At 60.0% G+C, this 14,764-nt stretch carries 13 protein-coding genes and 1 tRNA gene; 9 read left to right on the top strand and 5 right to left on the bottom strand.

From position 1 onward, the window contains the following. Positions 1-3 precede the first annotated feature (3 nt). The 7 genes from QZ298_RS05735 to QZ298_RS05705 all read left to right on the top strand — a co-directional run bounded on the left by QZ298_RS05735 (position 4) and on the right by QZ298_RS05705 (position 6,748). Complete coding sequence (locus QZ298_RS05735) at positions 4-822, top strand: outer membrane protein assembly factor BamD (RefSeq protein WP_296006492.1); 819 nt, start codon at positions 4-6, stop codon at positions 820-822. A 2-nt stretch (positions 823-824) separates the two neighbouring features. Continuing rightward, complete coding sequence (locus QZ298_RS05730) at positions 825-1,151, top strand: DNA-directed RNA polymerase subunit omega (protein WP_287922542.1); 327 nt, start codon at positions 825-827, stop codon at positions 1,149-1,151. Between the two features lie 16 nt (positions 1,152-1,167). Further along, positions 1,168-2,466: a bifunctional phosphopantothenoylcysteine decarboxylase/phosphopantothenate synthase gene (locus tag QZ298_RS05725; RefSeq protein ID WP_296006485.1), complete on the top strand. Its 1,299-nt coding sequence runs from the start codon at positions 1,168-1,170 to the stop codon at positions 2,464-2,466. A gap of 7 nt (positions 2,467-2,473) precedes the next feature. Beyond that, positions 2,474-4,111 (top strand): DNA repair protein RecN, encoded by a 1,638-nt coding sequence (gene recN / locus QZ298_RS05720; RefSeq protein WP_296006482.1) that lies wholly within the window; start codon positions 2,474-2,476, stop codon positions 4,109-4,111. Positions 4,112-4,128: 17 nt separating this feature from the next. Then, positions 4,129-4,743, top strand: coding sequence for a phosphoglycerate mutase family protein (locus QZ298_RS05715; protein WP_296006479.1), 615 nt, complete (start codon positions 4,129-4,131; stop codon positions 4,741-4,743). 136 nt (positions 4,744-4,879) lie between these two features. Beyond that, positions 4,880-5,374 carry an RNA polymerase sigma factor gene (locus tag QZ298_RS05710; RefSeq protein WP_296006476.1) on the top strand — a complete coding sequence of 165 codons (495 nt, stop codon included), beginning with the start codon at positions 4,880-4,882 and terminating at the stop codon, positions 5,372-5,374. An 81-nt stretch (positions 5,375-5,455) separates the two neighbouring features. Further along, a complete protein-coding gene (locus QZ298_RS05705; protein ID WP_296006473.1) occupies positions 5,456-6,748 on the top strand; it encodes a hypothetical protein in 1,293 nt (430 codons plus the stop codon). A gap of 74 nt (positions 6,749-6,822) precedes the next feature. Here the strand turns inward: QZ298_RS05705 and groL are convergent, their stop codons facing one another. After that, positions 6,823-8,454, bottom strand: a complete 1,632-nt coding sequence (groL, locus tag QZ298_RS05700; RefSeq protein ID WP_296006471.1) for a chaperonin GroEL — start codon at positions 8,452-8,454, stop codon at positions 6,823-6,825. Positions 8,455-8,467: 13 nt separating this feature from the next. Beyond that, complete coding sequence (gene groES, locus QZ298_RS05695) at positions 8,468-8,737, bottom strand: co-chaperone GroES (RefSeq protein WP_296006469.1); 270 nt, start codon at positions 8,735-8,737, stop codon at positions 8,468-8,470. Between the two features lie 315 nt (positions 8,738-9,052). Between groES and QZ298_RS05690 the strand changes: the two genes are divergently transcribed. After that, positions 9,053-9,128, top strand: a tRNA-His gene (locus QZ298_RS05690). Between the two features lie 423 nt (positions 9,129-9,551). On the opposite strand, the gene QZ298_RS05685 is transcribed toward QZ298_RS05690, so the two are convergent. Then, entirely contained in the window at positions 9,552-10,808 is a 1,257-nt protein-coding gene (locus tag QZ298_RS05685; protein ID WP_296006466.1) for an anaerobic sulfatase maturase, read from the bottom strand. Positions 10,809-11,104: 296 nt separating this feature from the next. Further along, a complete protein-coding gene (eno, locus tag QZ298_RS05680) occupies positions 11,105-12,391 on the bottom strand; it encodes a phosphopyruvate hydratase (RefSeq protein ID WP_296006462.1) in 1,287 nt (428 codons plus the stop codon). Between the two features lie 476 nt (positions 12,392-12,867). Between eno and QZ298_RS05675 the strand changes: the two genes are divergently transcribed. After that, positions 12,868-13,470: a porin family protein gene (locus QZ298_RS05675; RefSeq protein ID WP_296006459.1), complete on the top strand. Its 603-nt coding sequence runs from the start codon at positions 12,868-12,870 to the stop codon at positions 13,468-13,470. A 71-nt stretch (positions 13,471-13,541) separates the two neighbouring features. On the opposite strand, the gene QZ298_RS05670 is transcribed toward QZ298_RS05675, so the two are convergent. Then, positions 13,542-14,753: an S-adenosylmethionine:tRNA ribosyltransferase-isomerase gene (locus tag QZ298_RS05670; RefSeq protein ID WP_296006456.1), complete on the bottom strand. Its 1,212-nt coding sequence runs from the start codon at positions 14,751-14,753 to the stop codon at positions 13,542-13,544. Positions 14,754-14,764 lie beyond the last annotated feature (11 nt).

Raw genomic sequence — 14,764 nt, 5'->3', positions numbered from 1 at the left:
TCGATGAAGCAAACATTCACACACGCCCTTTGCGTCCTGGCCATCGCGGTCATTTTCAGCGGGTGCAGCGGCATGAACGCCCTGCTCAAAAGCGGACAGCCCGACCGCATCTACTCCAAGGCGCTGGAGTACTACGACAAGGAGAAGTGGCAGCGTGCCTCGACGCTTTTCGAAGGGGCGCAGCACTACTATATCGGCACGCAGCGCGAAGATTCGATCTCCTATTTCAACGCCCGCTGCAAATTCAAGAGCCGCGATTACGATGCCGCATCGATGCTCCTGGACGAGTTCCGCCGCAAGTTCGGCCGCAGCGTCTTCATCGAGGAAGCCGAGGGGATGTACGTCATGTGTTTCTACTATCTTGCGCCCGGCCCCTCGCGCGACCAGACGATGACCCAGCAGGCGCTGATCGCCATCAACGAGTTCATCTCGCACTATCCCGACAGCCAATATACGGACAACTTTCTGAAAATCAACGACGAGCTGACCGAACGACTGCAAGAAAAGGCCTACCTCAACGCCTACACCTATTACAAGATCGGGCGTTACAACGCAGCCATCACAGCACTGAAGAACGCCTTGAAGGAGCACCCCGAAAGCAAACGGCGCGAGGAGATCATGTTTTTGATCGTCGACGCCGGCTACCGTTTCGCCAGCAACTCGATCGCTTCGAAACAGACCGACCGTTATCTGGCGATGCTGGACTCCTACCTCTCGTTCAAGGAGGCCTATCCCGAGTCGCCCCGCATGAAAGAAGCGGAGCGCATGGCCCAGCACGCACGGGATTTTCTGGATCGCAACAACAAAGAAAACAACATATAACGATGGAAATCAAGAAGAACATTCCCAACAACACCGTTACCCGCAAATTGGTCGACCTGGACAAGGAGACGGGCAACATCTACGAAACCGTCAACATCATCGCCCGCCGCGCCAACCAGATTTCGACCGAGTTGAAGACCGAACTCAACCGCAAGCTGGCCGACTTCTCCTCGCCCACCGACACGATGGAGGAGACCTTCGAGAACCGCGAGCAGATCGAGATTTCGCGCTATTACGAGCGGCTGCCCAAACCCGTGATCATCGCCACGGAGGAGTTCCTCGACGACGAACTTTTCTACAAGGAGAACAAGCCCGAGGCGGAAGCATAGTTCCGCCCCCATCCGCATGCAGACCGAGCGAACCGCATATCCTGCACTCCGGGGACGCCGCATTCTGTTGGGCATCACAGGGAGCATCGCCGCCTACAAGGCGGCCGCACTCTGCCGTCTGCTGAAGACAGCCGGCGCCGAGGTGCGCGTGGTCATGACGCCTCTGGCCAAACAGTTCATCACTCCGCTGACGATGGCCACGCTATCGAAAAACCCGATTCTGGTCGAGTTCTTCGACCCCGAAAACGGCGCCTGGCACTCCCATGTCTCGCTCGGCGAATGGGCCGATTGTTTTCTGATCGCCCCGGCTACTGCCAATACGCTGGCCAAGATGTGCGCCGGCATCGCCGACAACCTGCTTCTGACCACCTATCTTTCGGCCCGGTGTCCCGTCGTCGTGGCCCCCGCCATGGATTTGGACATGTATGCCCATGCCGCGACGCAGGAGAACCTGCAAGCGCTCGCCCGACGGGGCGTGGCGATCGTCGAACCCGCCGAAGGCGAATTGGCGAGCGGTCTGGTGGGCAAAGGACGCATGGCCGAGCCGGAAGAGATAGCTGCCTTTCTGCACACGCTGTTTTCACAGGCTCCCGGGAACGACGCCCCCGAAAGAAACCCCTCCGAGGGATCGCTCGGGAATTCGGGTTCTGCACCGCATGCTTCTTCGGCCGGGCCGCTGCTCGGCAAGCGCTTCGTAGTCACGGCCGGCGCTACGGTCGAGGCCATCGATCCGGTGCGGTTCATCTCCAACCGTTCGACCGGCAAGATGGGATACGCCATCGCCGGCGAGCTGGCCCGGCGAGGCGCCGCAGTGGTGCTTGTGAGCGGCCCCACTGCGCTGCCCACCCCCGCGGGCGTCGAACGGCGCGACGTCGTGTCGGCCGACGAGATGTTTGATGCTGCGGTCGACGCATTCGCCGAGGCCGACGGAGCCGTCATGTGCGCCGCCGTGGCCGACTATACACCCGCCGAAGTTTCGGACGTGAAAATCAAGAAAGACAACGGCGAACTGACTCTCACGCTGCGCCGCACGCGCGACATCGCCGCCCATCTGGGCGCCCGCAAAGGCAGCCGCCTGCTGGTCGGCTTCGCGCTGGAAACCGACCACGAGCAAAGCAACGCCGAGGCGAAACTCGCCCGGAAGAATTTCGATTTCATCGTGCTCAACTCCCTGCGCGATGCCGGGGCCGGCTTCGGCGTCGACACCAACAAAGTGACGTTCATCGACCGCGGCGGCCGCCAAGAGTTGCCGTTGATGGCCAAAACCGAGGTCGCCGCGCACATCGCACAGAAAATCGAATCCCTGCTAAAATAATCCCGCCATGTTACGCCGCCTTTCGGTCGAAAACTACGCCTTGATCGACTCGCTCGTTCTGGAACCCGACCCGCACCTGAACATCATCACGGGCGAGACAGGCGCAGGCAAATCGATCCTGCTGGGCGCGCTGGGGCTGCTGCTGGGCGCCCGCAGCGATCTTTCGGCCGTCAAGGACACCGCGCGCAACTGCGTGGTAGAGGGAACGTTCGACCTCACGGGCCGCGGCCTGGAGCCGTTTTTCGAGGAAAACGACCTCGACTACGCCCCGCAGACCACTCTCACGCGCATCCTCACGCCGGCAGGCAAAAGCCGCTCGTTCATCAACGACCTGCCCGTGCAGCTGACCCTGCTGCGCGAGTTGGGCACCCGGCTGATCGACATCCATTCGCAACATCAGAATCTGATCCTCTCGTCGGAGGAGTTCCGCATATCGGCCCTCGACACGATAGCAGGAAATAGTGAAATACGGACGCAATATGCCGCGCAATATAAACAGCTCAACGAGTTGAAACAACACCTCGCCGCGCTGCGCGAAGCTGCCGAGGAGGGACGCCGCAACGAAGAGTGGCTGCGCTTCCAGACCGAAGAACTGACGGCCGCCAACCTGCGTGCCGGCGAGCAGGCCGAGATCGAAGAAGAATTGGCCGTACTGGAGAACGCCGACCGCATCGGCGAGGCCCTTACCGGCCTGCGCAACGCGCTGGACACCGACGAAACAGGCGTACTGCCGCAACTGAAAACGGCCGAGACGGCGTTGAGCCACATCCGAACCCACTATCCTGCGGCCGAAGAATATGCCGCACGCATCCGCTCGGCGATCGAGGAGCTGAAAGACATCGCCCGCTCGGCGGCCGGCGAGAGCGAACGCATCGACGCCGATCCGGCGCGTCTGGCCAAACTCTCGACCCGGCTCGACACGCTCATCGCCCTGCAACAGAAGCACCGCGTGGCCAACGAAGCCGCGCTCATCGCCCTGCGCGACCGGAGTACGGCGCAGCTTGCCGCCATCGTCCATGGCAGCGACGAAATCGCAGCGGCCGAAGAAGCCTTGCAGCAGGCCCGCACCCAAACCGAGACGCTGGCCGAGCGGCTCCGCAAGGCCCGCACCAAGGCGGCCCCGGCATTCGCCAAGAGCATCTGCGCCACGCTGGCCCGCCTGGGCATGCCCGAAACCGTGTTCGAAACGACGATCGTCCCGACCGACCTCGGCCGCACAGGCGCCGACGAAGTGGAATTCCTTTTCTCGTCCAACCGCGGCGCCAAGCCCCAGCCGATAGAAAAAATCGCCTCAGGCGGCGAGTTATCGCGCGTGATGCTGGCACTCAAGTCCCTGTTGGCCAGCCGTATGCAGCTGCCTACGATCATCTTCGACGAGATCGACACCGGCGTTTCTGGCCGCATAGCCGACGCCATGGGCGAGATCATCGCCCAGCTCTCCGCCACAATGCAGGTGGTCGACATCACCCACCTGCCGCAGGTGGCCTCGAAAGGCTCGGCCCACTTCGTCGTCTCGAAGCAGGCAGGACGCACCTCGGTGGCTCGGCTGACGGACGAGGAACGCGTTACCGAAATCGCCAAGATGCTCTCGGGCAACACCATAACCGATGCCGCACTGGCCCAGGCCCGCATTCTATTAGGTTAGACAAACCGCTCCCCCGCATGAAACCGATCCTCGAACTCGCGGCTGCGAACCGGCAGCGCGCGCACGCAATCATCCGCGAACTCCGGCTGGAGGAAATCTGGCGTTCCGCAGGCGCCGAACCGCGGCTCGTCGGCTCGCTCCGCATGGGCCTGCTGGTCAAACACCGCGACATCGACTACCACATCTACTCGCCCCAACTGCGTCTGTCGGAGAGTTTCGCCGCCATCGCCCGTCTGGCGGAAAACGCCCGCATCCGCCGCATCGAATTCGCCAACCTGCTCGACGCACCCGACCATTGTCTCGAATGGCACGCCTGGTACGAAGACGAAGAGGAACGGACGTGGCAGATCGACATGATCCACATGCAGGCCGGGTCGCCATGGGACGGCTGGTTCGAAAGCATGGCCGACCGCATAACGGCCGCCCTGACCGAGGAAGCCCGCACGACCATCCTGCGGCTCAAATACGAAACGCCCGACGAGCGGAAGATTCCCGGCATAGCCTACTACATGGCCGTGCTGCGCGACAGCGTGAGCACCTGGCCGCAGTTCGAAGAATGGCTGGCGGGGCATCCGTTGGACGGAATCATCGAATGGATGCCGGAAGAATCCCGGGAATCGCAGGCCGAATGACCCGATGCGGCCACACCGTCGTAAGAACCCGCCGCAGCCGATTCCGATCGAAAACGCAGGAAAAAATCCTGCGTTTTTTCGTCTTTTTCCCTTTTCCCGCGTCTTATTTACAAACGCGCGTAAAAAAACGAAAACCATGAAAAACCACACCCCCGAATGCCTCAAGGAACTGGAGGAACTGGTCGACAGCTGCCGCGAGCCGCTCTTCCGCTTCGCCTTTTTCCGGTTGGGATCGCGCATGGATGCCGAAGATGTCGTACAGGATGCCTTTCTGAAATGGGCATCCAGGCCCGAACGTACCGTCGGCCACCCGCGTGCCTACCTCTTTCGGATGGTAAGCAACGGTTGCTGCGACCGGCGACGGCGACGAACGCCCCTGGTGCCGCTCGACCAGCTGACGGCCCCCTCCGACGAAAGCGCCGAAGAACGCGAAGCTCACGAAGAAGCCCGACGAATCGAAGCACTCCTCGACAAGCTCCCGCCCGAACAGGCCGAGACGATCCGCCTGCACACCTACGCGTCGCTCCGCTTCACGGAGATCGCCGAGGTGCTCCGATGTCCGGTCTCGACCGTCAAATCCCGCTTCGGCAGCGGCATCGAAAAACTAAAAAAAATGGCGAACCTTTTCTAAGCCGAACACAGATCCGGGCAGGCCCGGGTCATCTCGAAGCAAGAAAAGCCGCATGAAAACGAATCTGTAAAAACCGAAACCATGAATTGCACTGAATTCCGAAATTGTATCATCGATCTGCTCGACGGCCGCAACCTTACCGACGAAGAACGGCACCATCTGGAACAATGCCCCCAGTGCGCCGCCGAATTCCGGGCCGCGGACGAAGCCCTCGACGCCGTTACGCCACGCAGCGATCCCCGTCCCTCCGACGAGCTGCGCAACCGCATCCTGACGGCCTCCGCATCGGCTGCACGACCCCGTCGAAATCGCTTCCACCGCCTCTTCGGCACCGTAGCGGCCGCTGCGACGATCCTTGCCGGCGTTCTCCTACTCACTGTCCGCACGCCGGCCTATGCCGCCCGCAAACACTTCGGATGTGCCGTAGCTGCGATGAACGACGTGAAAACGCTCCGCATCGCCCTCCGCATCCGGACAGCACCCCACGAGAATTTTACCTACACCGACCCCGCGCTGCCGCCGATACCCTGCACCGTAACGGTCGAATACGGCGACACGCTGCGCTGGCGCATAGAGAAATCGGGCCGCACGGCCCTCTGCGACGGCGAATTGACACGCATGTGGCTCCGGAATGCCGGGGAAGGGTGGTGCAGCCGGGCCGACAACTACCATCCCGAAGGCGAACTCGGACTGCTGCTCGATCTGCAACGGCTGCTGCTTGCCGAACAGGCGCTGGCCTCCCGGACGAAAGGAGCGAAGTACGAAATCGCCGAGGAAGACGGAAGCGTCCGGCTTACCGTTACGATGCCGGCCCAGGGCGACTTCAGCCGAAGCGACTACATGCTCAACAGCTCCATCGCCGAATCGAACACCCTGCGCGAATATCGTTTCGACAAGGAGAGCGGCCGCCTGCTCGACCTGCGCATCACAGCCATTCTGCCGGACGGCAGCCGCCCGGTACTGCTGGAAAGCACCGCCATCGCCTACGATGAACTCGTCGACCGGGCAGCGCTGACGGCCATTCCTGAAAATATCGGATGGATCGACCTTGCCGCACCCATTCCCGGAGTGCAGCTGGTCGATATATCGGCCGAAGAGGCGGCGAACCGCATTCTGCGGGCAATGGGATCGTGGGACAAAACGCTGCTCGACGAAGCGCTCCACTACTATGGTCCCGACATCTGCAAGCAACTCGAAACGCACTACAGAGGACTTGCGGTCATCGCCATCGGCAAAGCGGTACGCTCGGGCCAGTATGCAGGCGTCTTCGTACCCTGCAAAGTCCTTCTGGCCAACGGCAAAACCGAAAAACTGATGCTGGCCCTGCGCAACGACAATTCCGAAAAGTGCTGGCTTGTCGACGGCGGTCTCTGATCCGAACCTGCCGAAAAAACAAAACCCCGGTTTGCCAAAGGCAAACCGGGGTTTTACCGTAAAACGGGAATCCGTTACATCATGCCGCCCATACCGCCTGCAGGCATCGGGGGCATAGCAGGCTGCTCGGACTTCTTCTCGGCCAGCACGCACTCGGTCGTCAGGAACATCGAAGCGATCGACGCGGCGTTCTCCAAAGCTACGCGCGACACCTTCGTCGGGTCGATGATACCGGCCTTGAGCATATCCTCGTACTTGTCATCACGGGCGTTGTAACCGAAGGCATCCTTGCCCTCGCGCACCTTGTTGACCACGACCGAACCCTCGCCGCCGGCATTGGCAACGATCTGACGCAGCGGCTCCTCGATGGCACGCTTGACGATCTGGATACCCGTCGTCTGGTCGTCGTTGGCACCCTTCATACCCTCCAGCGCAGCCGTAGCGCGGATGTAGGCCACGCCGCCGCCCGGCACGATACCCTCTTCGACGGCAGCACGCGTAGCAGCCAGCGCATCGTCGACGCGATCTTTCTTCTCTTTCATCTCGACCTCCGTAGCGGCACCGACGTAGAGCACGGCCACGCCGCCCGCCAGCTTGGCCAGACGCTCGTGGAGCTTCTCCTTGTCGTAATCCGACGTAGCCTTGTCGATCGAAGCGCGGATCTGCGCCACACGGGCGGCGATCTCCTCCTTCTTGCCGGCACCGTCGACGATGGTGGTGTTCTCCTTGTTGAGCGTTACCTTGTCAGCCGTACCGAGCATTTCGAGCGTTGCATCCTCGATCTTCATGCCCTTGTCGGTCGAGATGACCGTAGCGCCGGTCAGCACGGCGATGTCCTCCAGCATCTCCTTACGACGGTCGCCGAAGCCCGGAGCCTTGCAGGCAGCGATCTTCAACGTGCCGCGCAGCTTGTTGACTACCAGAGCCGACAGCGCCTCGCCATCGACATCCTCGGCGATGATCAGAAGCGAACGACCGCTCTGGGCCACCGGCTCCAGAACGCCCATAAGCTCCTTCATGGTCGAAATCTTCTTGTCCGTAATCAAGATGTAGGGCTTCTCCAGCTGGGCCTCCATCTTCTCGGGATCGGTAATGAAGTAGGCCGAGATGTAGCCACGGTCGAACTGCATGCCCTCAACGACCTCGACGTGGGTCTCGGTGCCCTTGGCCTCCTCGACAGTGATGACACCCTCCTTGTTGACCTTCGACATCGCCTCGGCGATGAGCTTGCCGATGTTCTCGTCGTTATTGGCCGAGATGGTGGCCACCTGCTCAATCTTGGCGAAGTCGGAACCTACCTCCTGGCTCTGCTTGCGCAGCGACTCGACCACGGCGGCCACCGCCTTGTCGATGCCGCGCTTCAGATCCATCGGATTGGCGCCGGCCGTCACGTTCTTCAACCCCACGCCGATGATCGACTGGGCCAGCACGGTGGCCGTCGTCGTGCCGTCGCCGGCGTCGTCGTTGGTTTTGGAGGCAACCTCCTTGACCATCTGGGCGCCCATGTTGGCGAACGGGTCTTCCAACTCGACCTCCTTGGCCACGGACACCCCATCCTTGGTTACCTGCGGAGCACCGAACTTCTTGTCGATGATGACGTTGCGCCCCTTGGGGCCGAGCGTTACCTTTACTGCGTTCGACAGCGCGTCGACACCCTCCTTGAGGAGTTCGCGCGCCTCAACGTTATATTTGATTTCCTTTGCCATAGTCGTTTGCGTGTTAGATGATTGCCAAAATATCGTTCTGCTTCATGATAAGGTAGTCCACCCCGTCGATCTGAATCTCCTGACCGGCATACTTGCCGTAGAGCACCTGGTCGCCCGCCTTGACCTCCATGGCCACCTCCTTGGTGCCGGGGCCAACGGCGATCACTTTGCCTGCGAGGGGTTTTTCCTTGGCCGTGTCGGGGATAATGAGGCCGCCGGCCGTCTTCTCTTCCGCGGGATTCGGCAGAATCAGCACGCGATCCGATAAGGGTTTTACGTTCATAGTTTTTCCAATTGTTAAGTTATGTATGTTCCTTTGATATTCGAAACTCTATTTCCGGCTTTTTGCGATCCGGCTCTCAAATCCGGACTCCGCATCTTCCGCAATCCGGACTCCGTTTGCAACTCGCTATCCATCAAGAGGTGTGCCAACCCATTTTTGGCAGATTCCGCCGGCCTTGCGCTGACAAAGATACAGACCAGCCTGTCATTTTGACATGCAGCGGACGGCGATTTCGATTTTTCGCCCGTTTTATTTGGCAAAAGCGAAAAAGTGTATTACATTTGCACTCCGATACGGCACGCATGCCGTATAGACGGTGGATGTAGCTCAGTTGGTTAGAGCGTCGGATTGTGGTTCCGAAGGTCGAGGGTTCGAACCCCTTCTTCCACCCGAAAACGAAGAGATTCCTTTGCTGGAATCTCTTTTTTTATTTCGCAGCAGCCAGTCGTGCCCGCGCTTACCGCCCGCCCGAGCCGCCCGCGCATCTTTCCCGCCGGCAGGCCCTCGCGCACATCACGCCCCTTGCGCCCGGGAAGCCAGAAAGACCCAGGATAGACTTAGGGAAAGCCGGGGAAAGTCCGGAAAACTCGGGAAGACCCGGGAAAACCCGGGGAGACTCGGAGAAACCCGGGGAGCCAGAAAGACCCAGGAGAGACTTGGGGAAAGCCGGGGAAAGTCCGGAAAACTCGGGAAAACCCGGGGAGACTCGGGAGACTCGGGAGACTCGGGGAAACCCGGGAAGACTCGGGAAGACTCGGAGAAACCCGGGAAGACTCGGGAGACTCGGAGAAATTCGGATAGTCTCGGCGAGTCTTTATTCCAGCCCCATTCTCGCCCGGGCGAAAGGCATTACCCACGCCGGGGATTCATTTGCGGCCAACAATTCGCGCATGCGATCCATATAAGGTTCGGCATGGCGGAAATAGCGCATCAAGCCCTCGCAGAGCGAATTTTTGCGGCATCCGTCCGCGCCCGTTTCGAACCGGTGTTTCGGGCATTCGCCACGGCAGGCGAAATAATATTTGCAGCGCAGACACTCCGCAGGCAGCGCATTGCGCTTCGCCAGTCCGAAGTCGCGGCGTTTCTGCGACCGATAGATTTCGGCGAGAGGCGTTTCGCGGATATTGCCCAACAAATATGCGGGATATACGAAGTGATCGCAGGAATAAACATCGCCGTTATGCTCCACGACCAGCGCGTCGCCGCACGTTTCGCCCATCGAACAGACGCCCGGAGGCACGCCGCACCATTGCGCCAGCGTGGCTTCGAACAGCTGTACATAGCATCGGCCCACGTCGCTTACCACCCATCGGTCGAAAATGTCGCACAGAAAATCGCCGTAACCTTGTGCCGTGATCGACCAGTCGGCCAGCCGCGCCCCCTCGTGATCCGGCGAAACGATTACCGGGCGGCGCATCCCGGGACGGTCGATGACATGCTCCACGGCAGGCAGGAACTGCATGTAGCGGCTGCCCACCGTATCGCGGAAGAACCGATAGATTTCGTCGCCGCGCCCCTCGCAAAGGCGGCTCGCCACGCTCAACGTATTATATTCCACGCCGAAGTCGCGCAACAGCCCGATCGTTCCCATTACCCGCCCGAACGTCGGCGCCCCGCCCCGGGTCATGCGGAACGCATCGTGAATATCCTCGGGGCCGTCGAGCGAAACGCCCACCAGAAAATCGTTCGCAGCGAAAAATTCGCACCACGCCTCGTCGACCAGCATACCGTTGGTCTGCAATGTGTTTTCGATCCGTTTGCCATCGGCATATTTCTGTTGCAGCGCGGTCGCCCGACGATAAAAGTCGAGGCCCAGCAACAACGGCTCCCCGCCATGCCAGCAAAACTGCACGGTCGGCACTTCGTTGGCTTCGATGTATTGACGGACATAGAGTTCCAGCAGCTCGTCGTTCATCACGGCTTGCCGGCCGCCATACTGTGCCGCTTTATCGAGGTAATAACAATAGCAGCAATCGAGGTTACAGGCCGAGCCGGCCGGCTTCAGCATGGTCGTAAAAGCCACGGGGCCGACCTGTTTTTCTGCATCGCGGAAAGTGAAAATATCTTTCATTCCCTTGCAACTTTTTTTCATCGCCGGTAAAAATACGATATCGGTTCGGGATTTCAAAACGCCGTCCCATCAAAACCGACTGCGGCCAAGGTTGCGACAAAAAAACACTGGGCAAACATGGTTTTCGGACGCAGCCTGCGGGACACGCATTTGCGGGCCTCCGCCGAGGGAGGCTGCGGCCCGCATGGCGCCAAGAGCCGCAGTAGGCGCAAGAGCCGATACCGGGGCCATTTTACAGACAAAAAATTCCGGCAGCCTGTTGCAGGCTGCCGGAACCGATTATTGAAGTGCGGAACTTACTTGCGGTATACCTTGGTATAGCCGTAGATCGCTTCGTCGCCCAACTCTTCCTCGATACGAAGCAGCTGGTTGTACTTGGCCATGCGGTCGGAACGCGACATGGAACCGGTCTTGATCTGGCCCGAGTTGGTAGCCACGGCGATGTCGGCGATCGTCGAATCCTCGGTCTCGCCCGAACGGTGCGACGTAACCGACGTATACCCTGCGCGGTGCGCCATTTCGATGGCGTCGAGCGTCTCGGTCAGCGAACCGATCTGGTTGACCTTGATGAGGATGGAGTTGCCGCAGCCCATCTCGATGCCCTTCTTCAGGAAGTCGACGTTCGTCACGAACAAGTCGTCGCCGACGAGCTGGCAACGGTCGCCGATGGCAGCAGTCAGCATCTGCCAGCCCTCCCAGTCGTTCTCCGACATGCCGTCCTCGATCGAATCGATGGGGTACTTCTCGACCAGGCCCTTGAGGTACTCGACCTGCTCTTTCGACGAACGCTTGGCGCCCTTTTCGCCCTCGAAGATGGTGTAGTCGTAGACGCCGTCCTTGTAGAACTCCGACGAAGCGCAGTCCATGCCGATCATCACATCCTTGCCCGGTACATAGCCGGCCTTCTCGATGGCCTTGATGATCGAATCGAGAGCGTCCTCCGTGCCGTTCAGCGCGGGAGCGAAACCGCCCTCGTCGCCGACAGCCGTCGACAGACCGCGCTCGTGCAGCACCTTCTTGAGGTTGTGGAACACCTCGGCGCCCATGCGAAGACCCTCGCGGAGCGAAGGAGCGCCCACGGGACGGATCATGAACTCCTGGAAAGCGATGGGAGCGTCGGAGTGCGAACCGCCGTTGATGATGTTCATCATCGGCACGGGCAGCGTCTTGGCGTTGGTACCGCCGATGTAACGGTAGAGCGGCATGCCGAAATAATCGGCAGCGGCGCGCGCAACGGCCAGCGACACGCCCAGAATGGCGTTGGCACCCAGCTTCGACTTGGTCTTCGTGCCGTCCAGCGCGATCATCGTCTTATCGATGCCCACCTGATCGGATACGTTCATGCCGATGATGGCCGGAGCGATCACTTCGTTGACATTCTTCACAGCGTTGAGCACCCCCTTGCCCAGGTAACGGCTCTTGTCGCCGTCACGCAGCTCCAGCGCCTCGTTCTCGCCCGTCGATGCACCGCTCGGCACGGCGGCACGACCGAAAGCACCCGATACGGTGCGCACTTCGACCTCGACGGTCGGATTTCCTCGCGAATCGAGGATTTCTCTTGCATGAATCTCTACAATCTGCATAGTCGTAATGAATTTATTTGGTTTGAATCTTCACGGATTTCCGTTCTCATGGGACCGCAGCATGCTCCGCAAGCCCCGGCATCCGCCCGACAAAGATTGCGGCCCGCACAACTCCGAATGCACCGTCGCCAGGCTTCGTCCCTTTGCGGCGCGAAGTTACAAAATAATTGCGAATTGCGGATGTCCGCTGTTATTTTTTTCACGCATCGGCTGCAAACGAAGACCGCAACCGGAAGCCGGACAAGCATTCGGCAAAGTCTGCCGGACAACGACGCGGCCGTGTCGGCTGCAAACTTCCCTACCGTCCGATCGTCGCCCCCGCTTCACAAAGCCGCCCGGCACAGCTTTTTCAACCGACAACACACATGATTGAAAATCAGCAATATAAAAACCAATGTTGCATTTTGTCCGCAAAAAATGGGGGGGGGATTTTTATCTATATTTGCCACACGAACAACCCAAAAATCCCTTAAATCATGAGAAAAGCATTACTTATCATGACCGCCATCCTGTTGGCGAACGCCGTTTCGGCACAAAGTTTCAAAAAGAACATCCTGGGGGTCCGCGCCGGTCTCAACCTGTCGAACTATTCGATTTCGGCCGAGGGCGTATCCATCGGCTCCAAATCCCGGGCTGCGTTCCACATCGCCGTTTCCGACCAGATCCTGCTCTCCGGCAAACTGCCTTTCTACCTTGAAACCGGTCTCGCCTTTTCGAGCCGCGGCGGCAAAATCGAGGGCGTGAGTTTCCGTCCTTCCTATCTGCAAATTCCCGTGTTGGTAAACTACCACTTCAACATCAAAGACGTGGTTACAATCCAACCCTTCGCAGGCCTTTACTACGGTATCGGCATCGGCGGCAAGGCGAAATTCGAAGATGCAAAGTTCGACATCTTCGGCAGCGACGGCGAACTGAAACGCTCTGACCTGGGCGTGCGTCTGGGTGCGGGCGTCGTCTGGAAGCGCATCTACTTCGGACTGGGCTACGACATCGGCTGCCTGAATCTTTTAAAGGAGAGCGACGGCGAGGGCACGCTGCGCAACAGCTGCTTCTCCATCAGCGTAGGCTACAACTTCTAAATCCCGCCCGACAACAAAAGAGGGACGTTCCATTGTAAGGAACGTCCCTCTCGTTTTGCCCGGATTCCCGGTCAATCCCGCATCAGCACCGACGAGTCGCCGTAGCTCAGAAAACGGAAATCGTGCGAAAGGGCGTAGTCGTAGATGCGCCGCCAGTCGTCGCCCACGTAGGCCGCTACAAGCAGCAGCAGCGTAGAGGAAGGCTGGTGGAAATTGGTAACTATGTTATTCACGATGCGGAATTCGTAGCCCAGCGGCGTAATCATGATCTGCGTCGCGGCCTTCAGCCGGTCGAGTCCGTGCGCATCCATGTAGCCCAGCAGCTCGGTCAGCGCATCGCGGCCCGAAAATTCGTGGGGAATGTCGTACAGCTCCCACTGCCCGATCACGCGCTCCGCATCGGGTGTTCCCGACGTGCGGATCCGCCACGCCAGGGCCGCCAGCGATTCGAGCGTACGCACCGAAGTTGTTCCCACTGCCGTGATATGGCCCCATTTTTCGAGCAGCCGCGCCACCGTCGAACGCCTTACCTCGAAATGTTCGGTGTGCATCGGGTGCCGCGCGGCGTCCTGCTCCTTGACAGGCAAGAACGTACCGGCGCCGACATGCAGCGTGACCTCCTCGAACCCGAAGCCGCGCGTCTTCATCGCTTCGATGAGTTCCGATGTGAAGTGCAGTCCGGCCGTAGGCGCCGCCACCGAACCCTCGAACTTGGAATAAACGGTCTGGTAGCGCGTGTTGTCGATCTCTTGGCTCTCGCGGTTGAGGTAGGGCGGAATCGGTATGCGGCCCAGGCATTCGAGCAGCCGACCGAACGTCAGCGGCGCCGACCACTCGAAACGCACGATGCGCTCGCGGCCGTTCTCGCCGACCAAAAAAGCCCGCAGACACTCGGGCCGCCCGTCATACTCGAAATCGATCTGCACGGGGCCGTCTTTCCATTTCTTCACATTGCCTACGACGCACGACCACTCGCAGCTGCCCGTCACGGCGAACGCCCGTTCGTAGTCGGCCGGAGCATGAGGTTCGAGGCAGAACACCTCGATGCGGGCGCCCGTGGGTTTGTGCATGATGATGCGGGCACGAATCACTTTGGTGTCGTTGAACACCAGCAGCTCCCCGGCCGGAAGCACGTCGCCTATCTGCGCGAAACGCCGCTCCCCGATCGCCCCGGCGCGCCACACCAGCAGTTTCGACGCGCTCCGTTCCGCGAGGGGAAATTTGGCGATCCGCTCCTCGGGCAGCTCGTAACAATAATTTTCGATCGCTATATGCCGTTCCATAATTTCGTTCT

Source organism: uncultured Alistipes sp., assembly GCF_910580175.1.
Lineage (GTDB): Bacteria > Bacteroidota > Bacteroidia > Bacteroidales > Rikenellaceae > Alistipes.
Note: the sequence above shows the minus strand (reverse complement) of the source record. Positions and strands in the feature narration are given on the sequence as shown.